Origin of the sequence: Photobacterium arenosum, assembly GCF_014841115.1 — a bacterium.
Classification (GTDB): domain Bacteria; phylum Pseudomonadota; class Gammaproteobacteria; order Enterobacterales; family Vibrionaceae; genus Photobacterium; species Photobacterium arenosum.
On sequence record NZ_JACYTP010000005.1, the window covers coordinates 204,003 to 223,260 of the forward strand.

Consider the following 19,258-nt stretch of genomic DNA (forward strand, 5'->3'; position numbering starts at 1 on the left):
AGAACGCAAAGCGCTCTCTCTGTATATAGAGCCCAGTCATCACCCCTTCGAGTGGTTGGCACTCCCGGCATAACGCCGTCACAGGTACGGTGGGTCGCGAGAGTATACGGAAGCATGGGGAAAAAATCATCTTTTTTTCCAAAAAAGTTCAGCTAATTTTCCAGCTAAAATAGCGCTCCCGTTAAGCCAGATGCGGCCTGGCCAGATATTCATGGCTCTGCATTTCAATCAGGCGCGAGCAACACCGCTTAAATTCAAAGTTCAGGCGACCGGATTGATACAGCTTGTCCATTTCTGCTTCCGCCGAAATGATCAGCTTGACATGACGCTCGTAAAACTCATCGACCATGGCAATAAAACGGCGGGCAGCGTCATCGTCTTTTTCGGTCAGCACAGGTACGTCAGACAAAAGAACGCTGTGATAAGTATGCGCGATATCCATATAGTCTGACTGACTGCGCGCGCCGCGGCACAGCGCATCAAAGGTAAAATGCACCACCCCCTCCGCTTCATGGCGGGTGGCAATCGGCCTGTCATTGATCAGTATGTCCTGCCCCTCATGCCGGGGATCAGCGGACAACTGCATGAAATAGCGGTGCATATTCTCTTCTGCGCTGGCATCGAGCGGCCAGTGGTATATTTCAGCCTGCTCCAGTGTCCGTAGACGGTAGTCGACACCCGAATCTACATTCACCACCTCACAGTGTTCTTGAATTAACGCAATAGCAGGCAGGAAACGCGCACGCTGCAGGCCATTTCGGTACAGTTGATCCGGCGGGATATTCGAGGTAGCCACCAGGGTAATACCGCGGCGGAACAGGGCCTCGAACAAGGTGCCCAGTATCATGGCATCGGTAATGTCTGACACAAAAAACTCATCAAAGCAGATGATGTCTGCGTCCTGCTTAAACCTGTCCGCCACTCTTTCCAGCGGATCGCTCTGGCTGCCAAGCGACTGCATTTCTTTATGGACGCGGTGCATGAAACGGTGAAAATGCATCCGCATTTTTCGTTCAGTCGGCAGGCAGTCGAAAAAGGTGTCAACCAGGTAGGTTTTGCCACGCCCGACGCCTCCCCAGAAGTACAAGCCTTTGACCGGTTTAACCGGTTCAGCGGCCTGGCGCTTGAACAGCCGGCTCACCAGAGAAGGTTTTACTGGCTCTGGTTGCGGAGCCTGCATACGATGATAAAGATCATTAAGGTGAGAAACTGCCATTGCCTGGGCAGCGTCAGGCAAAAAGCCCGGTTTTTTCAGATCTTCTTGATAGCGTTGTTCGGGAGTCATCCTCATCCTGCTCAGTCACCGATAGCCGTGCACCCGGTGACAAACTTGCCGGACTCACAGCTTCTAATATGTCCATCTTTGGTCGTAGATAGTACCACGACACTTCATGTGCATGTATAGTAACTAGATAACCACCCAATAAGCACATAACGCTTTTGAAATAACAAAACAGGTCAACCTGTTGTACTCACAGTCACAAGGAGTTTTTCATGGCTTGGATCTACGCGATTTTGATTTTCGCAGCCGGCGCGCTGGTCGGTGCCTTTGCCGCCCGTTTGGGGAACAAAAACCTGAAACAACAGAAAGAATTACAAAAAGAGCTCGATAAAACCAAATACCAACTGGAGCAGTATCGCCAGGAATTGGTTGATCATTTCGCCCGCAGCTCTGACCTGCTGGACAACCTGGCAAAAGATTACAGTAAATTGTACGAGCACATGGCAAAAACCTCCGCAGAGCTGATGCCAAATCTGCCGGAACAGGATAACCCCTTCTCTCAGCGTATCAGCACACTCACTCCTATCGCTGATGAGCCAGAAACCGAAACACCAGAGCTGGACACGCATCAGCCTCGGGATTATGCCAACGGCGCATCCGGCCTGTTGCGAGCTGAACAGAAGCAGGCAGAAGCAGCCAAAGCCAGTTAAGAATTGTTACAAATTTGACATTTATTGGAACTTTGCTCCGGTTTACAAGTCACAATTAGCACTTGTTAAACCGGAGTTGAGTAATGATGAAAAAACCTTTACTTGTAATGACTGCGCTGGCGTTAAGTATTAGCGCAGTGATGTCCCCAATCACTGCTTCCGCTGCGCTTCCTTTGGCTGTTAATGATCAGCAACTTCCCAGCCTTGCCCCCATGCTGGAACAAGTGACTCCTGCTGTGGTCAGTATCGCAGTAGAAGGCAAGCATGTTGCCAAGCAAAGAGTTCCCGAAGCATTCCGCTATTTCTTCGGCCCTGACTTCCCCAGCGAACAGGTTCAGGAGCGTCCATTCCGCGGCTTGGGATCCGGGGTCATTATTGATGCAGATAAAGGCTATGTAGTTACCAACCACCATGTCATTGATGGCGCAGATAAAATCCTGGTTCAGCTGCATGACGGTCGCGAACTAAAAGCCGAGCTGATAGGCAGTGACGGCATGTCAGACATTGCCTTGCTGCGCCTGGACAACACCAAAAACCTGAAAGCCATCAACGTTGCCGACTCGGATCAACTGCGCGTCGGTGATTTCACCGTGGCCATTGGCAACCCGTTCGGGCTGGGTCAGACAGTCACTTCAGGGATTGTTTCAGCGCTGGGCCGCAGCGGACTGAACATCGAGAATTTCGAAAACTTTATTCAGACAGATGCCGCCATTAACAGCGGTAACTCGGGGGGGGCGTTAGTCAACCTTAATGGTGAGCTCATCGGTATCAATACCGCGATTCTGGGCCCCAACGGCGGTAACGTCGGTATTGGTTTTGCCATTCCGGCCAATATGGTGAAAAACCTGACCAGCCAGATTCTGGAATTTGGCAAAGTGAAACGAGGCGTGCTGGGCGTTCAGGGCGGTGAGCTGACATCAGAACTGGCTGAAGCCTTTGGCTACGAAACCAATCACGGTGCCTTCGTCAATCAGGTCATGCCCGGCTCCGCGGCTGAGAAAGCCGGCCTGAAAGCGGGTGACATCATAGTGTCAGTCAACGACAAAGAAATTCGCACCTTCAGCGAATTACGCGCCAAAATCGCCACGCTCGGCGCTGGTAAAGACGTCAACTTAGGCGTACTGCGTGACGGAAAAGAGAAAGAGTTCAACGTCACCTTACAAGAAGCCGAGATGAGCAACCTCAAGGCCGATCACCTGCATGAAAGCCTGACCGGTGCCGAATTCAGTAACACCACGGCTGACGACAACACCAAAGGGGTGAAAGTCACCAAAATAGATCCACAGTCACTGGCGGCCCGCTATGGACTGAAAGAAGGTGACATCATTATCGGTCTCAACCGCCAGCCTATCGGTAATCTTGGGCAGCTGCGCAAAGCCCTCGATAGTAAGCCTTCCGTGCTGGCGCTGGAAATCAGACGAGGCAATAACGAGCTTTACCTCATTATCCGCTGACGCAATCTGGTCCGGGCAATTGCCCGGACTGTTTTTCCTGCGGCATTTCTGTCATCTCCTTCCCGCTTCGACTTGTTGATAACTGGATGTAAATGCTATTCTCAATCGGTTTTTAACCTTTTGCTTTAATGGTAAAGCTTGAGCCAATCAGGGGAGCATCAATGCTGGCATTTTTAAGTCGATCCGCCTTAATGGGCGTGCTGACGGCTGGAGTCTTGCTACTTGCTTTCCCCAGTCTGCGCAGCCAGATGTTTTCTCCGGATGCCGCTCTCAATGGCCAGCCTGATGTTCCGCAGCAGATTTCCTTCAGTTATGCCGTCCGCCGTGCCTCCCCTGCTGTCGTTAATATCTATAACCGCCGCTACAATGCTGAAGACCGCCTGCAATTGAGTACTCAGGGCCTTGGATCTGGCGTTATCATGAGTGATAAAGGCTATATAGTGACCAACTATCACGTGGTTGCCGAAGCGGATCAGGTGATCGTGGCACTGCAGGATAGCCGCATTTTTACGGCCCAGCTGATTGGTAAAGACAGACGCACCGATATCGCGGTATTGAAGATCCAGGCCGAAAATCTGCCTGTCATTCCACTAAACCCGGATTATCCCCCTGCTGTGGGCGACGTGGTTCTGGCCATCGGTAACCCCTATAATCTGGGACAGACCACCACCTACGGGATCATCTCTGCCACCGGTCGCTCCGGCATGAGTTTCTATGGCCGGCAGGATTTTCTCCAGACCGATGCAGCGATCAACGAAGGCAACTCAGGTGGCGCACTGGTCAACACCCGTGGCGAGCTGGTCGGTATCAACACCGCTTCTTTTCAGCAGGCGACTGACATTGAAACCTACGGTATTTCCTTTGCCATTCCCTATCAGCTCACACAAAAGATCATGAATAAACTCATCGCAGATGGTCGGGTGATCCGTGGCTATATCGGTATTGATGGCCGCGAAATCAATCCGGTTATGGCTCGATTGTATGATGCGGAGCAGGTAAGAGGGATTATAGTGATGGGCATGGATCCTGATGGTCCTGCGTCCAAAGCGGGCTTTAAGGTTCAGGACATCCTAGTCGAGATTGACGGCAAGCCGGTTACCGATATGCGCAATGTGCTGGATATAGTCACAGAGCTGCGCCCTGGCACCTACGTCGATATGACGGTGCTACGCAACGGTAAACCGAAGAAGTTAACTGTGCTGATTGGCGATGAGCCGGACAGATAAGCAGAAAAAGAATAGCGAGATAGGATCAGTAGACAATGTCCAGACACTGAAAGCAGTGACTGGACATCCAGATTACTTTGGCAGCTTACTCGCTGAAGCGCTCAATCTTCATTCCCAGACCACGCAGCTTCTCTTCGATATGCTCGTAGCCACGGTCAATGTGATAAATACGATCAACAATCGTCTCACCTTTGGCAATGTTACCGGCGATGACCAGGCTGGCTGAGGCGCGCAGATCGGTTGCCATCACCTGAGCACCGCTCAGGCCGTCAGTATCACCACAAATCACAGTGTTACCTTCGATTTCAGCATGCGCGCCCATGCGGATGAGCTCAGGAATGTGCATGAAACGGTTCTCAAAGATCGTTTCGGTAATGATGCCGGTACCTTTGGCGACCAGATTCAGCAAAGAAAACTGTGCCTGCATATCGGTCGGGAAACCAGGGTGTGGCGCAGTGCGGATATTGACTGCGGTCAGCTCGCGACCCGTCATGTCCAGACTGATCCAATCGTCACCGGTCTCAATCAGGGCACCGGATTCTTCCAGCTTCGCCAGGGCGGCTTCGAGTAGCGAAGGACGGGTGTTACGACACACCACTTTTCCGCCAGAAATAGCCGCAGCGACCAGGAAGGTACCGGTTTCAATGCGATCCGGCAGCACTTCATGATAACCACCGCCCAGACGCTCAACACCTTCGATAACTATCGTATCTGTACCGGCACCCGAGATTTTTGCACCCAGAGTATTGAGGAAATCGGCAGTATCGACAATTTCCGGTTCACGGGCGGCATTCTCAATCACGGTTTTGCCTTGTGCCAGCGTCGCCGCCGACATGATGGTCACAGTCGCACCAACGCTGACTTTATCCATCACTATGCGGGCGCCTTGCAGGCGGCCAGCCACTTCGGCTTTCACATAGCCTTCTTCCAGGGTGATAGTTGCCCCCAGTTGTTCCAGGCCATGAATGTGCAAATCAACCGGACGGGCACCGATAGCGCAACCACCTGGCAGCGACACCTGGCCCTTACCGAAGCGGGCAACCAGAGGCCCGAGCGCCCAAATTGAAGCACGCATGGTTTTCACCAGATCGTAAGGGGCACAATATTCATTGATATTGCTGGCATCGACATACACAGAGCCATTGCGCTCCACTTTTGCGCCTAAACGGCTCAGCAGTTCCATGGTGGTGTCAATATCACGCAACTTTGGAACATTGCCGACTTCTACCGGCTCTTCTGCCAGCAGTGAGGCAAACAAAATTGGCAGGGCAGCATTTTTTGCGCCCGAAATCGCGACTTCACCGCGGAGTGGGCCATTGCCCTGAATTCGAAACTTCTGCATTGGTTATCTCTTACAAAGACATCAGCTTCTTGTCACGCGCCCACTCTTCAGGAGTGTAGGCTTTGATTGACAAGGCATGAATGGCATTACTGGCAATATGCGACATCAAAGGTGCATAGACTGCCTGCTGTTTTTTCACACGGCTCATACCGTCAAACATTGCACCGACAGCAATCACCTGATAGTGGCTGCCTTCGCCATTCACTATGACTTCATCCAGCTCCAACGCATTTTCAAGAATTTGTTTAATTTCAGATATTTCCACAAGCTATCCTCTACTTGAGCTGTTGATCATTCCATACAGGCAGCCAGCACAGTGTCGACATGACTAAGGCGGAGCAGGGTTAACAATTGTTGCGGCACGCCTTGCAGCACCAGATGACGTCCTGCCTGAGTGAGTTCCCGGTGCAAGTGCAGCAGCATAACCATACCCGCAGAGTCTACCCGAGTCAGGTCAGACAGTTCGATCGTGACCTTAGCATCTTGTGGCATCCATTCACGTCTTTGCTGCCAAAAGGCTGGCACTGTGTCACGTTCCAGCACTCCTGACAAGCGGTAATAGCCATTTTCCTGCACCTGCCAATGGACGGCGGGATTCCCCATGGTCATTTTTCCTCAGGTTTGATTGGCTTAGCCGCCAGAGCACGTAAATCCTGCGTGACCTTGTCGACACCCTGCGTGCGCAGTTGCCCACTCCATTCACTCTGTTTGGTTGAAATCATACTGACCCCTTCGGCCACCATGTCGTAACCTTGCCATTCATTGGTCTGCTTATTCTTACGCAGTTTGAAATCCAGACGAATAGGCGGACGTTGCGCATCCAGAATATCGACACGGATAGACACGATAGAGCTGCTGGCCGGCACCGACTTAACCGGCTCCATCCGAATCTCCTGATCCGTGTACTGAGTCAGCACCTGAGCATATGAGGCGACCAGATAATCAGTAAATGCATTAACAAAGTTATTGCGCTGCTCTTTGGTTGTCTGCTTCAACTGCGGCCCAAGCACTTTATAAGCGGCATAACGGGTGTTGATATAAGGCAGCAGTTCCTGACGGACTACAGTGCGTAAATAGTCAGGGTTACGCTGAATCTGAGCCTGCTCAGACTTAAGACGGGCAAATGTCTGTTGCGACACGGCCTGCATCATTTTATAGGGGTCGGTTTTATCTACGGTAGCGGCGCTGGCAAAGAGCGGTATACACGCTATCGTAAGGCATAAAATCTTCAAAAATTTCATTGTACTCTTCCTTATTTATCGCCGTCGTTGCCTATGCTGTACAGTACCTGGCCAATCATGTCTTCCAGCACCAGTGCCGATTTGGTGTCTTCGATGAAGTCACCGTCATCCAGCATCACAATACCTTCGTCGATAAAGCCCGGAGACAACCCGAGGTACTGCTCGCCCAGTAAGCCTGATGTAAGAATGGCAGCGGAACTGGTTTCTGGAAAGTAACCGTATTTCTTATCAATAGCGAGTGTCACTACGGGGACATAAGACTCTGTATCCAACGAGATATTACTCACTGTGCCAATGGTCACACCACCCACTTTGACCGGTGAGCGAACTTTCAGTCCGCCAATATTTTCAAACCGCGCTTTCAGGTCGTAAGATTCAGAATTACCGAAGCTTTTAACATCCGCCACTTTAAATACCAGCACCAGCAGCGCCACAATGCCTGCTAATATAAAGCTGCCGACCCAAAGTTCTAGTTGCCTGTTCTGTTGCATGATTAATTCCCAAACATGAGTGCTGTCAGCACAAAATCTAAACCTAATACCGCCAATGAAGAATTCACGACTGTCCGGGTAGTTGCCCGGCTGATACCTTCTGATGTCGGTACGGCATCAAAACCATTAAAAACGGCAATCCAGGTGACGGTGACGGCAAAACACAGCGACTTAATCAGGCTGTTGCCTATGTCATAGCCCAGCTCTACCGATGACTGCATCACAGACCAGAAGCTGCCGTAATCAATACCTTTCCAGTTCACACCCACCAGCTGGCCGCCCCAGATGCCAACAGCAATAAAGAGCATTGTCAGCAGCGGCATGGAAATAACACCCGCCCAGAAACGCGGCGCGACCACACGGCGAAGCGGATCGACAGCCATCATTTCCATGCTGGAAATCTGCTCAGTGGCTTTCATCAAGCCAATTTCAGCAGTTAAGGCCGAGCCGGCCCGGCCGGCAAACAGCAAGGCGGTGACCACAGGCCCCAGCTCCCGCAACAACGACAGTGCCACCATCTGGCCCAGGCTGGTTTCTGCACCAAAATCCACCAGCACAATAAACCCTTGCAGACTCAGTACCATACCGATAAATAAGCCCGATACCATAATGATAGCGACTGAGAGCACCCCAACGGAATAAAGCTGTTTTAACAGCAATGGGAACATTTTGGCAGGTTGCGGTTTACTCACCAGTGCGCCGGATAACAGCAAGGTCGCCCGTCCCATGGTGCGACAACTGGACAGCGTACTCTGGCCCAGCTGCACGATAAAATCCGTTAACATAATATGGAATTACCTTTCTTATTCGCGATAACGCACTGGCTCTGAATAGAGCGCGCGGTTATGACGAGAGCTGACTGAAAAGATCCTGCTCCAGTGCCTGTGCAGGGAATTTGAACGGCACAGGACCGTCAGCGTTTCCATCAAGAAACTGGCGAACTCTCTCATCGGGGTTGGCGTTCAGTTCATCCGGGGTGCCGCAGCCAATGATTTTGCCACCTGACAACAAATACACATGGTCGGCAATACTCATCACTTCGGGCACATCGTGTGACACAATAACTGAGGTAATATTCAGGGCCTCGTTCAGGCTATGGATCAGCTTGACCAGTACTCCCATGGTAATGGGATCCTGCCCGACAAAAGGTTCGTCATACATGATGAGGTCGGGATCGAGTGCTATCGCACGCGCCAGCGCAGCACGACGAGCCATGCCACCGGACAGCTCGTTAGGCATTAAATTAGCCGCTCCCCGTAACCCGACAGCTTCGAGTTTGAGCAGCACTAAAGTACGCAGCAACTCTTCAGGCAGATCTGTGTGCTCACGTAAAGGAAACGCCACATTGTCAAAAACTGTCATGTCGGTAAACAGCGCACCAGACTGAAAGAGCATACTCATCCGCTTACGCGCCCGGTACAAGTCGTTGCGCGACAAGGCTGGGATATTTTTATCATCAAACCAAACCTCCCCCTGATCCGGCATAATCTGTCCACCAATCAGACGAAGCAAGGTCGTTTTACCAATGCCGGACGGCCCCATGATGGCAGTGATCTTGCCTTTCGGCACCTCCAGTGACACATCATCGAAGATTTTGCGTTCACCCCGGGAAAACGTCAGGTTGTTAATTCGAATTAGCGCTTCGGTTGCTGTCATAACCTTCCTAAATACCCTTGCATCAGTGATTCATCCGGAATGCACGTCGATACAAGCATAATTGAATGTAATTAATTAGTTATATTGCATGTGGTTGATCATAGGTAGATTCCCTGACCAACTCAAGGTAATACCTGTCAGCTCGTTGTGATTTTTCGTTCTTGGCCGTTGCCCGAATAGCACAGACCCGTTCAGGTTATGAATCTTGTTTTTTATAACATAAAAGTCCTGAATGAAACCAATCCCGCTGTGTATTCAGTGCCATAAACACACTCACTTTGCATCAGTGGCCTATTTCCCATATAAAGATCACAGCCCCAAAAGCAAATACTCTCGGCTTTTCCTTCCATTTTCGTCAGTGAAACGTCAAAATTACCCCCTTAAAAACCAGCTCATTGAAAAATCTATAAGGGTTTATAATGCTTGAAGCCATCTTGTTACTCGGTATCGGACTTACGTTACTGGTATGGAGTGCGGATCGACTTGTGTTTGGAGCAGCAGCCTTAGCAAGGAATTTAGGGGTTGCCCCGCTCATTATCGGTATGACCATATTGGCGATGGGCTCTTCCGCCCCGGAAATGATGGTCTCTGCCACTGCCGCACTGGCGGGAAAAACTGACACTGCCGTCGGTAACGTACTGGGTTCAAACATTGCAAATATTGCGTTAATCCTGGGGTTAACCGCCCTTATCAAGCCTTTATCCATCAGTTCCGGCATCATTCGCCGTGAACTCCCGCTGATGATGGTGGTCACACTGATTGCCGGTGTACTGCTGTGGGACAGTTATTTAGGCTTTTTTGAAGGCGTCTTACTGGTTGTTCTGTTTGTTATTTTCATTCTGGCAATGCTGAAGATCAGCCGCAGCGGAAATAATGGCGCTCAAGACATACTGCTGGAAGAGCAGGAATCTGAAATTCCTCAGGGCGTCAGCAATATGGCGGCGTCAGTATGGATTGTGATTGGATTGCTATTACTGCCTTATGCGGCCAACATGCTGGTTGATTCTGCCGTGACTATTGCCAAATACTTCGGCATGAGCGATCTGGTTATCGGCCTGACGATCATTGCCGTCGGTACCAGCCTGCCGGAACTGGCGGCGTCGATTGCCAGCATCCACAAAGGCGAAGACGACATGGCCGTAGGTAACATCATCGGTTCTAATGTCTTCAATATTCTGGCTGTGATGGGGCTGCCTGGCCTGCTCAACCCTTCAGTGATCAGTCCGCTGGCAATGGGGCGTGACTTTTACGTGATGCTGGGTATCTCTGTCCTGCTGGTTCTGATGGCACTGGGCAGACGCCGTCGTATCAACCGCCTGGAAGGCTTGATTCTGATTTTATGCTTTGTCGCCTATCAGAGCTATCTGCTTTATAATATGGCGGCTTAACCGAGAGCGAAACTATGCCTGATTCCTTTGACTACGGCCAGATTGGCCGACGTGTGATTGACATTGAAGCGGAAGCCCTCAAAGGCCTGTCGCAATATATCAATGGCAGTTTCAGCGAAGCCTGTCAGCTCATCAGCCGCTGCCAGGGAAAAGTGATCGTCATGGGGATGGGAAAATCCGGCCATATCGGCTGTAAGATTGCCGCCACCCTTGCCAGCACTGGCACTCCGGCATTTTTTGTCCACCCAGGAGAAGCCAGTCACGGTGATCTGGGCATGCTGGATAAGCGTGATATCGTGCTGGCCATTTCCAATTCCGGTGAAGCCGGTGAAATTCTGACGCTATTGCCTGTGATTAAACGCCAGGGCATTGCTTTAATCAGCATGACAGGCAAACCCGAATCCACCATGGCACGGCTGGCTCAGGTGCATTTGCAAATCACGGTCAATCAGGAAGCCTGCCCGCTGAACCTGGCCCCCACCTCCAGTACCACGGCCACCCTGGCCATGGGGGATGCGCTGGCCATTGCGCTGATGGAAGCGCGCGGTTTTACTGCTGACGATTTTGCTCTCTCTCACCCCGGCGGCGCGCTGGGTCGTAAGTTGCTGCTGCGTATTGCCGATGTGATGCACAGCGGTGAGCGCCTGCCCGTTATCCATCAGGATGCCAGCATAAAAGATGCCCTGCTCGAAGTCTCCCGCCAGGGACTGGGTATGACGGCCATCGTTGACGATAACCAAATGTTAAGCGGCATCTTTACCGATGGTGACCTTCGCCGCTTGCTCGATAAACGCATTGATATCCATCAGACGCGTATAGGTGAAGTCATGTCTGCGAATCCGGCAACCATTTCCTCTCAGGTACTGGCCGCTGAAGGGCTTAAACTGATGGAAGAAAGAAAAATTAACGGCCTGCTGGTTGTCGATGACCAACGGCTGGTAGGTGCTCTGAATATGCATGATCTGCTCAGAGCCGGAGTAATGTAATGACAACAGCAATGCAATCCACCCTGTACGGCCCGGTCCCGCAGCATCTTTTTCAGCAGGCAAAAAACATACGTCTGCTGATCTGCGATGTTGATGGCGTGTTTTCCGATGGCCGTATTTACATGGGTAACAATGGCGAAGAACTGAAAACCTTCCATACCCGGGACGGCTATGGCATCAAATCTCTGATGGCCGCCGGCGTCGACGTCGCCATCATCACAGGTCGCCGCTCGCAGATTGTTGAAAACCGCATGTCGGCACTGGGTATCCAGCATATCTATCAGGGCCAGGACAACAAACTGGCAGCCTATCTGGATATCGTTAATAAACTGGGTATTGCGGCTGAACATACGGCCTATATCGGCGATGACCTCATTGACTGGCCAGTGATGGCCGAAGTAGGGCTGTCCGTTTGCGTCGCCGATGGCCACCCGCTGCTGTCACAGCGTGCCGATCTGACCACCCACATCAAAGGCGGCTATGGCGCGGTACGGGAAGTCTGCGATCTGATACTTGAGGCGCGCGGCGAATTGGATCAGCATAAGGGCCTGAGTATATGACGTTAAACCGGCTATTCTGTGTGGTGCTGGCCATACTGTGTGCATGGACCGGTTACTACCTGCTGCAAAAGCACTGGCAGCAGGACACGCTGACCGCACCCGATAACGAAAAGCCGATCTTTACCGGTACCGGGGTGAAAAATACCTCGTACAACGAAGCGGGTATTCGCAGCTACCGCATCGAATCAGACACGCTGGAGTATTACAACCTCAGTGGTAATACCGAATTCCAGCAACCTGTGATTTGGGTATACAAAGAAGGTACAGAAAGTGAATGGCGCATCAGTGCAAATCACGCCACACTAGATAAAGAACACATTCTGCAGATGTCTGGTAATGTGCGGATCTTCAATCTGTTACCTGACTCCGCCATTAATGCGATAAAAACAGATACACTGCGATTAGATTTAATCAGCAAAGATTTCGACACCCCCGATCCGGTCACTATTACCGGCAGTGCCTTTCAGAATGAAGGTATTGGGATGAAAGGGAACATGGAACGCAGTGTGGCGACCCTGATGAATAATGTGAAAGGTAGATATGAAGCTTTGCAAAATTAGCGCCCTGCTGTGCCTGATAGTCAGCACCTCTGGCTGGGCATTAAGCAACGATACCGAGCAGCCGATATATATCAACTCGGACAGCCAGGAGTTGGACATCCAGAAAAATGTGGTGACCTTTACCGGCAACGTCTCGCTGCGTCAGGGCAGTATTGATATCCGGGCCGACAAAATCATTGTCACGCGCCAGACTCAGAATGGCGATCAGCAAACCATAGATGCCTATGGTTCTCCGGCCACGTTTTATCAGAAGATGGATGACGGCAAACCGATCAACGGCTCTGCCATGCAAATGCGCTATGAAACGGCAAGCGAATTTCTCAAGATGACAGACAAAGCCGTGCTGATTCAGGAAGGCAGCGAAATTAAGGGCAAAACCATCAGTTACAAAATTGATGAGCAGAAGCTGGTGGCAACCAGTGGTGATCAACAGCGCGTGACCACCATACTGCAGCCGAACCAGATCAAACAAAAACAATAAATAAGAGAACGAATGTCAAAGTTAACCGCAACCCATCTGGCGAAAAGCTATAACGGCCGCAAAGTCGTTTCCGATGTCAGCCTGGAAGTGGAATCTGGCAAGATTGTCGGTCTGCTTGGCCCGAACGGTGCCGGCAAAACCACGTCGTTTTATATGATTGTCGGTCTGGTCGCCCGTGATGAAGGCCAGATCACCATTGACGGCCACGACATCAGCCTGCAGCCGATGCATAACCGTGCCCGTATGGGGATTGGCTATCTGCCTCAGGAAGCGTCTATCTTCCGCAAGCTGAGTGTACATGACAACCTGATGGCGGTTTTGCAGACCCGCTCCGATCTGAGCAAAGCCGAACGCCAGGACAAGCTTGAGGAACTGCTGGATGAGTTCCATATTCAGCATATTCGCAACAGTCAGGGCATGGCATTGTCAGGCGGTGAGCGGCGCCGGGTAGAGATAGCCCGCGCACTGGCGGCAAACCCTAAGTTTATTTTGCTGGATGAACCCTTTGCCGGGGTCGATCCCATTTCGGTGATCGACATTAAGAAGATCATCGAACACCTCAGAGATCGCGGTCTTGGCGTGTTAATCACAGACCACAATGTGCGGGAAACACTGGACGTTTGCGAGCACGCATATATCGTCAGCCAGGGACAGCTGATTGCTCACGGTACACCGTCTGATGTTCTCAATGATGAACACGTGAAACGCGTCTATCTGGGAGACCAGTTCCGTCTATAGTTATAGATAAAAGGACACAACCGAGGTAAGCTGCCAAGGCTGGTCGAAGGTTTTGATTCGACTGGTCTAAAGACCCCAAAACAAGCGATTCATACAATAATCACAAGGTGTCTGTACACGCATGAAAACTTCGCTCCAGCTCAAGCTTGGCCAACAATTGGCAATGACGCCGCAACTGCAACAGGCCATTCGTCTGCTGCAACTTTCTACCCTGGATCTGCAACAGGAAATCCAGGAGGCCTTAGATGCCAACCCCCTGCTGGAGCTTGACGAAAGCCACCCGGATGGCGACACCCCGTCATCTGATGCTGAGGACGTTCACACCGACGGCAAAAACGATGCCGCAGAGCAATATGAGGACATCAGCAGCGATTCCTTCGATACCTCAGATGTCATTGAACAAAGGGAAATGCCGGCCGAGCTGCCCGTTGATACCACCTGGGATGATGTCTACAGCGCCGGTACCGGCAGTGCCGGGATTGCACCGGATGACGACATGCCTGTCTATCAGGGCGAAACCACAGAAACCCTGCAGGATTACCTGATGTGGCAGCTGGAGCTGACACCGTTCAGCGACACCGACCGCGCGATTGCTTTTGCCATCATTGATGCCGTTGACGAGAAAGGCTATCTCACAAGCACCTGCGACGATATTCTGGAAAGCATGGGCGATGAAAACGTCGAACTCGATGAAGTCGAAGCCGTCCTCAAACGCGTCCAGCAATTTGATCCTCTGGGCGTGGCGTCACGCGATCTGCGCGAGTGCCTGCTGCTACAACTGGCCACTTACCCGGAAGATACGCCCTGGCTGAGTGAAGCGAAAATGGTGCTGATTGAGCACCTGGATTTACTGGGTAACCGCGACTATCGCCAGCTGATGCGCGACACTAAGCTCAAAGAAGATGAGCTAAAAAATGTCATGGCGCTGATTCACACGCTTGAGCCCCGTCCGGGCAACCGCGTGGTGGCCTCGGAAACCGAGTACGTCATTCCTGACGTTTCTGTGTTCAAAGATAAAGGCAAATGGGTGGTGACTATCAACCCGGACAGTGTGCCGCGCCTTCGCGTCAACGAACAATACGCCGCGATGAGCAAACAAACGCGCAACAGTGCCGACAGCCAGTTTATCCGTAGCCACCTTCAGGATGCTAAATGGCTGATCAAGAGCCTGGAGAGCCGCAATGATACCCTGCTGAAAGTGGCCCGCTGCATTGTTGAACATCAGCAAGATTTTTTTGAATACGGTGAGGAAGCCATGAAGCCTATGGTCCTCAACGATATTGCCCTGGCCGTTGAAATGCACGAATCAACGATCTCCCGGGTGACCACCCAGAAGTTTATGCACACCCCACGCGGTATTTTTGAGTTGAAGTACTTCTTCTCAAGCCATGTCAGTACGGATAACGGCGGAGAATGCTCCTCCACGGCTATTCGCGCGCTGGTGAAGAAATTGGTTGCGGCCGAAAATCAGGCCAAACCCTTGAGTGATAGCAAAATTGCGACATTACTGGCGGATCAAGGCATCATGGTGGCTAGACGCACAATAGCCAAATACCGTGAATCGCTGGGTATCCCGCCGTCAAGCCAAAGAAAGCGCCTGCTCTGATTGCCGGCGATTAAGGAGGAAGATGTCTATGCAAATTAATCTCACTGGTCACCACATTGAAATTACCCCAGCCCTGCGTGAGTATGTGACAACAAAGTTCGATAAGCTGGAACGCTTTTTCGACAAAATTAATAACGTGCATGTTGTTCTGAATGTAGAAAAAATGCAGCAGATTGCCGAGGCAACACTGCACATTAACGCTGGAGAAATCCACGCGAAAGCAGATTCTGAAAATATGTATGCGGCAATTGATCAATTAACTGATAAACTGGTCCGTCAACTGAACAAACATAAAGACAAACTCAATAGTCATTAACATGCAACTGAGTCGAGTATTAAGCCTGGACTGCACCAAGAGTGCAGTCCACTGCTCCAGTAAAAAACGTGCGCTGGAAATCATCAGCGAAATTGCTGGCCAACATTTAAACCAGAACCCTCAACCACTGTTTGAGTGTATGCTCAACCGTGAAAAAATGGGGAGTACAGGTATTGGTAATGGTATTGCCATTCCTCATGGTCGTGTCACCGACAGCGAACAAGCGATTGCGGTGCTGATCCAGTGTCAGCAACCTATCCAGTTCGATGCGATTGACAATCAACCCGTCGATCTGCTTTTTGCGCTTCTGGTGCCCGATGCCCAGTGCAAAGAACACCTGAAGACGCTGTCCGGCATGGCAGAAAAACTCAGCGATAAAGCGGTTCTCAAGCAGCTCAGAGCTGCCAAAAGCGATGAAGAGCTTTACCAGATCATGACCTCAGAGCCGTCATAACAGCCATCAGGAAGGGTTTGTCATGAAATTGATGATAGTCAGCGGCCGCTCAGGCTCAGGTAAATCAGTGGCGCTCAGGGTACTGGAAGATCTCGGCTATTACTGTGTCGATAATCTACCGGTACATCTGCTTTCTGATCTTATCCAAACCCTGGATCCTCATACCCAGAAAGTGGCGGTCAGTGTTGATGTCCGTAACATGCCGGCCGATCATGACATTACCAGCTCAGCCCTCGAAGCCGTCCGTCAGCAGGCTGATGTCAACCTTCTGTTTCTTGATGCCGATGACAACACCCTGGTCAAACGCTACAGCGAAACCCGGCGATTGCATCCGCTCTCACGGCAGAATATGAGCCTGGAAGAAGCAATTCAGGCCGAAAGCGCCTGGCTGGCAAATCTGAAAGAAGCCGCCGATCTGGTACTGGACACCACTCAGCTGTCTATCCATGATCTCAGTGAAACCGTGCGTGCACGAGTGCTGGGACGCCAAGCCCGCGAACTGGTAATGGTGTTCGAGTCCTTTGGCTTCAAACATGGCTTGCCGACCGATGCGGATTACGTTTTTGATGTCCGTTTCTTACCCAACCCCCACTGGGTACCTGAGCTTAAACCACAAACCGGTCTTGACACTGAAGTGCAGGACTACCTGGCGAGCCACCATGAAGTCAGCCAACTGATTTACCAGATCCGGCACTTTCTTGAAAGCTGGCTGCCTTTGCTTGAAAAAAACAACCGCAGTTACGTCACTGTTGCTATCGGCTGTACCGGCGGTCAGCACCGCTCTGTGTACGTTGCCCAGCAACTGGCTGATTATTTCCGCCAGCGGGGACAACAGGTTCAGATTCGTCACCGCACCCTGGAAAAACAAGGTCACCTGAAGCATTGAGCATGAATACTGTCAGTCGAGAATTATTCATTAAAAACCGCCTTGGTCTGCATGCCAGGGCAGCAATTAAACTGGTCGAACTGGCACAGAGTTTTGACGCTATTATCACTGTCACCAACCAAGACAAGTCCGCAACCGCCGACAGTGTGATGGGATTATTGATGCTGGAGTCTGCACAAGGCCAGAAGATCATCGTCAGCGCCGAAGGGGGCGACGCCAGCGTCGCACTGGAAGCGGTCGCCTCGCTGATCGAAAACGGTTTTGATGAAGACAACTGATACCCGCCCGGGTGCTCAATCGTCAGCCTGCTGAAAGGATCTGCCCCTATCTTGCCTGTATCCGTCCCGATCAACGACAAAACACCCGGCAACCGACGATAAATCACCGTTTTTGTACCTCAGCCTCCCTTTCTTACAGCCAAGTGAAATCTTAGCAAGATCTCAGATCCAGTGAGACAAAGACCGCGCTATTACGTTAATATTCAGCTTATTGCGCCATTTCCCGGCTGCCGCTGTCGCAACAGAGCTGGGTGTATTCACGAAGCAAGGTAGTTCTCTCTATGGCGGACATTTTCGAGCAAGATCAAACCCACCAGACACTGCAGCAGGTTAACCAGGCCCTGGATCGAGGGATGTTCGTTCACGTCCGGCGAATGTTGCAGGATATGGAGCCTGAGGATATCGCCCACCTGCTTGAAGCCTGCCCGCCGAAAGAGCGCCAGGTGCTGTGGCAACTGACCGATCCTGAGGAGCAGGGTGAGATCCTCGACGAACTGTCTGAAGATGTAAAAGACGGTATCGTGGCCATGATGGCGCCGGAAAAACTGGCGGCCGTCACTGAAGGCATGGAAAGTGATGACGTGGCTTACGTGCTGCGCAGCCTGCCTGACAGCCGTTTCCGTGAAGTACTGGCACAAATGGATGCCGCTGATCGCCATCGCGTCGAGCTGGCGATGGCTTATCCGGAGGAAAGCGCTGGCGGTATCATGAGTACCGACTTCGTGACCATCCGCGGCGATGTCACCGCCGATGTGGTCCTGCGCTATCTGCGCATGCGGGGCGAGCTTCCTGAAGCCACAGATACGCTCTATGTGGTTGACGAGCACAATGTACTGATTGGCCACCTTTCGCTGGCCACGCTGATCACCACTCAGCCTGACGTACAAATTCATGAGGTGATGGACGATCCGGATGAAGCCATCAATGTCGAGATGGACGACAGTGAAGTGGCCAATCTGTTTGAGCGCCGTAACTGGCTCTCGGCGCCTGTGGTCGATGCCGGCAACCAGCTGGTTGGCCGGATCACCATTGATGATGTGGTCGATATAATCCGGGAAGATGCCGAACACTCCATGATGAGTATGGCCGGTATGGACGACGATGAAGACACCTTTGCGCCTGTCATGAAATCCGCCCGCCGGCGCAGCATCTGGCTGGGTGTGAATGTCCTGGCCGCGCTGGCCGCCGCCTCTGTCTCCAACATGTTTGAAGACACGCTCGATAAAATGGCCGCCATCGCCGTTCTGATGACGATAGTGCCCTCCATGGGCGGGGTTGCCGGCAACCAGACTGTGGCACTGGTGATTCGCGGTCTGGCGGTCGGTCATATCGGCGATTCCAACACCCGCTGGCTGCTCAGCAAAGAAGCCCGGGTAGGCTTAATAAATGGCCTCTTGTGGGCCGGGATCATTGGTGGCGTGGTGGTTCTGTGGAAAGGCAACCTGATGCTCGGCGCGATTATCGCCGGTGCTATGCTGACCAACCTGCTGATCGCCGGTATCGCGGGGGTCGGGGTGCCTATTATTTTGAAGAAACTCAATGTCGACCCGGCGCTCGCGGGCGGCATGGCGTTAACGACCATTACCGATATCATCGGCCTGTCTGTGTTTCTCGGCTTGGCGACTGTATTTCTCACCTGATGAGGCACAAACAAAAAAGGTCT

At 51.7% G+C, this 19,258-nt stretch carries 23 protein-coding genes; 15 read left to right on the forward strand and 8 right to left on the reverse strand.

All coding sequences use genetic code 11. The annotated features are described in order from the left end of the window. Positions 1–181: 181 nt before the first annotated feature. Positions 182–1,285 (reverse strand): cell division protein ZapE, encoded by a 1,104-nt coding sequence (gene zapE, locus IFO68_RS10465; RefSeq protein WP_192015834.1) that lies wholly within the window; start codon positions 1,283–1,285, stop codon positions 182–184. 209 nt (positions 1,286–1,494) lie between these two features. Here zapE and zapG point away from each other — a divergent pair, with 209 nt between their 5' ends. The 3 genes from zapG (at position 1,495) to degS (ending at position 4,612) form a co-directional block, all read left to right on the forward strand. Then, positions 1,495–1,932, forward strand: a complete 438-nt coding sequence (zapG, locus tag IFO68_RS10470) for a Z-ring associated protein ZapG (RefSeq protein WP_192015835.1) — start codon at positions 1,495–1,497, stop codon at positions 1,930–1,932. 83 nt (positions 1,933–2,015) lie between these two features. Continuing rightward, complete coding sequence (locus IFO68_RS10475) at positions 2,016–3,386, forward strand: Do family serine endopeptidase (RefSeq protein ID WP_192015836.1); 1,371 nt, start codon at positions 2,016–2,018, stop codon at positions 3,384–3,386. A 161-nt stretch (positions 3,387–3,547) separates the two neighbouring features. Further along, entirely contained in the window at positions 3,548–4,612 is a 1,065-nt protein-coding gene (gene degS, locus IFO68_RS10480) for an outer membrane-stress sensor serine endopeptidase DegS (RefSeq protein ID WP_192015837.1), read from the forward strand. Between the two features lie 85 nt (positions 4,613–4,697). Here degS and murA read toward each other — a convergent pair whose 3' ends face one another. From murA to mlaF, 7 genes are read right to left on the reverse strand one after another with little or no spacing between them, the layout of a single operon-like run. Then, on the reverse strand, positions 4,698–5,954 hold the full coding sequence (murA, locus tag IFO68_RS10485) for a UDP-N-acetylglucosamine 1-carboxyvinyltransferase (protein WP_192015838.1): 1,257 nt from the start codon (positions 5,952–5,954) through the stop codon (positions 4,698–4,700). 10 nt (positions 5,955–5,964) lie between these two features. After that, positions 5,965–6,219: a BolA family iron metabolism protein IbaG gene (gene ibaG, locus IFO68_RS10490; RefSeq protein WP_027253701.1), complete on the reverse strand. Its 255-nt coding sequence runs from the start codon at positions 6,217–6,219 to the stop codon at positions 5,965–5,967. A 26-nt stretch (positions 6,220–6,245) separates the two neighbouring features. Beyond that, complete coding sequence (locus tag IFO68_RS10495) at positions 6,246–6,557, reverse strand: STAS domain-containing protein (RefSeq protein ID WP_192015839.1); 312 nt, start codon at positions 6,555–6,557, stop codon at positions 6,246–6,248. Positions 6,558–6,559: 2 nt separating this feature from the next. Next, positions 6,560–7,195 (reverse strand): phospholipid-binding protein MlaC, encoded by a 636-nt coding sequence (gene mlaC / locus IFO68_RS10500; RefSeq protein WP_192015840.1) that lies wholly within the window; start codon positions 7,193–7,195, stop codon positions 6,560–6,562. An 11-nt stretch (positions 7,196–7,206) separates the two neighbouring features. Then, positions 7,207–7,686 carry an outer membrane lipid asymmetry maintenance protein MlaD gene (gene mlaD, locus IFO68_RS10505; RefSeq protein WP_192015841.1) on the reverse strand — a complete coding sequence of 160 codons (480 nt, stop codon included), beginning with the start codon at positions 7,684–7,686 and terminating at the stop codon, positions 7,207–7,209. 2 nt (positions 7,687–7,688) lie between these two features. Next, positions 7,689–8,471 carry a lipid asymmetry maintenance ABC transporter permease subunit MlaE gene (mlaE, locus tag IFO68_RS10510; RefSeq protein ID WP_046220587.1) on the reverse strand — a complete coding sequence of 261 codons (783 nt, stop codon included), beginning with the start codon at positions 8,469–8,471 and terminating at the stop codon, positions 7,689–7,691. Between the two features lie 58 nt (positions 8,472–8,529). Further along, positions 8,530–9,342 carry a phospholipid ABC transporter ATP-binding protein MlaF gene (gene mlaF, locus IFO68_RS10515; protein WP_192015842.1) on the reverse strand — a complete coding sequence of 271 codons (813 nt, stop codon included), beginning with the start codon at positions 9,340–9,342 and terminating at the stop codon, positions 8,530–8,532. A gap of 419 nt (positions 9,343–9,761) precedes the next feature. Here mlaF and IFO68_RS10520 point away from each other — a divergent pair, with 419 nt between their 5' ends. The 12 genes from IFO68_RS10520 to mgtE all read left to right on the forward strand — a co-directional run bounded on the left by IFO68_RS10520 (position 9,762) and on the right by mgtE (position 19,235). Continuing rightward, entirely contained in the window at positions 9,762–10,730 is a 969-nt protein-coding gene (locus IFO68_RS10520; RefSeq protein ID WP_192015843.1) for a calcium/sodium antiporter, read from the forward strand. Positions 10,731–10,744: 14 nt separating this feature from the next. Then, on the forward strand, positions 10,745–11,716 hold the full coding sequence (gene kdsD, locus IFO68_RS10525; protein WP_192015844.1) for an arabinose-5-phosphate isomerase KdsD: 972 nt from the start codon (positions 10,745–10,747) through the stop codon (positions 11,714–11,716). Beyond that, positions 11,716–12,276 (forward strand): 3-deoxy-manno-octulosonate-8-phosphatase KdsC, encoded by a 561-nt coding sequence (kdsC, locus tag IFO68_RS10530; RefSeq protein ID WP_192015845.1) that lies wholly within the window; start codon positions 11,716–11,718, stop codon positions 12,274–12,276. Before kdsD ends, kdsC begins: the two co-directional genes overlap by 1 nt. Then, positions 12,273–12,836, forward strand: a complete 564-nt coding sequence (gene lptC, locus IFO68_RS10535) for an LPS export ABC transporter periplasmic protein LptC (protein WP_192015846.1) — start codon at positions 12,273–12,275, stop codon at positions 12,834–12,836. The genes kdsC and lptC overlap by 4 nt, the downstream gene beginning before the upstream one ends. Next, on the forward strand, positions 12,817–13,317 hold the full coding sequence (gene lptA / locus IFO68_RS10540; RefSeq protein WP_192015847.1) for a lipopolysaccharide transport periplasmic protein LptA: 501 nt from the start codon (positions 12,817–12,819) through the stop codon (positions 13,315–13,317). The genes lptC and lptA overlap by 20 nt, the downstream gene beginning before the upstream one ends. 12 nt (positions 13,318–13,329) lie before the next feature. Continuing rightward, on the forward strand, positions 13,330–14,055 hold the full coding sequence (lptB, locus tag IFO68_RS10545; RefSeq protein ID WP_027253712.1) for an LPS export ABC transporter ATP-binding protein: 726 nt from the start codon (positions 13,330–13,332) through the stop codon (positions 14,053–14,055). A gap of 163 nt (positions 14,056–14,218) precedes the next feature. Next, a complete protein-coding gene (locus tag IFO68_RS10550; protein ID WP_370630676.1) occupies positions 14,219–15,661 on the forward strand; it encodes an RNA polymerase factor sigma-54 in 1,443 nt (480 codons plus the stop codon). 28 nt (positions 15,662–15,689) lie between these two features. Then, entirely contained in the window at positions 15,690–15,977 is a 288-nt protein-coding gene (hpf, locus tag IFO68_RS10555; protein ID WP_027253714.1) for a ribosome hibernation promoting factor, read from the forward strand. Between the two features lies 1 nt (position 15,978). Continuing rightward, positions 15,979–16,431 carry a PTS IIA-like nitrogen regulatory protein PtsN gene (gene ptsN / locus IFO68_RS10560; protein WP_192015849.1) on the forward strand — a complete coding sequence of 151 codons (453 nt, stop codon included), beginning with the start codon at positions 15,979–15,981 and terminating at the stop codon, positions 16,429–16,431. Between the two features lie 22 nt (positions 16,432–16,453). Continuing rightward, positions 16,454–17,317, forward strand: coding sequence for an RNase adapter RapZ (gene rapZ, locus IFO68_RS10565; protein WP_192015850.1), 864 nt, complete (start codon positions 16,454–16,456; stop codon positions 17,315–17,317). 2 nt (positions 17,318–17,319) lie between these two features. Beyond that, the gene (locus IFO68_RS10570) at positions 17,320–17,595 is read left to right on the forward strand and encodes an HPr family phosphocarrier protein (RefSeq protein WP_192015851.1); all 276 of its coding nucleotides are present in this window, start codon (positions 17,320–17,322) and stop codon (positions 17,593–17,595) included. Between the two features lie 281 nt (positions 17,596–17,876). Continuing rightward, positions 17,877–19,235 carry a magnesium transporter gene (gene mgtE / locus IFO68_RS10575; protein ID WP_192015852.1) on the forward strand — a complete coding sequence of 453 codons (1,359 nt, stop codon included), beginning with the start codon at positions 17,877–17,879 and terminating at the stop codon, positions 19,233–19,235. Positions 19,236–19,258: the final 23 nt, after the last annotated feature.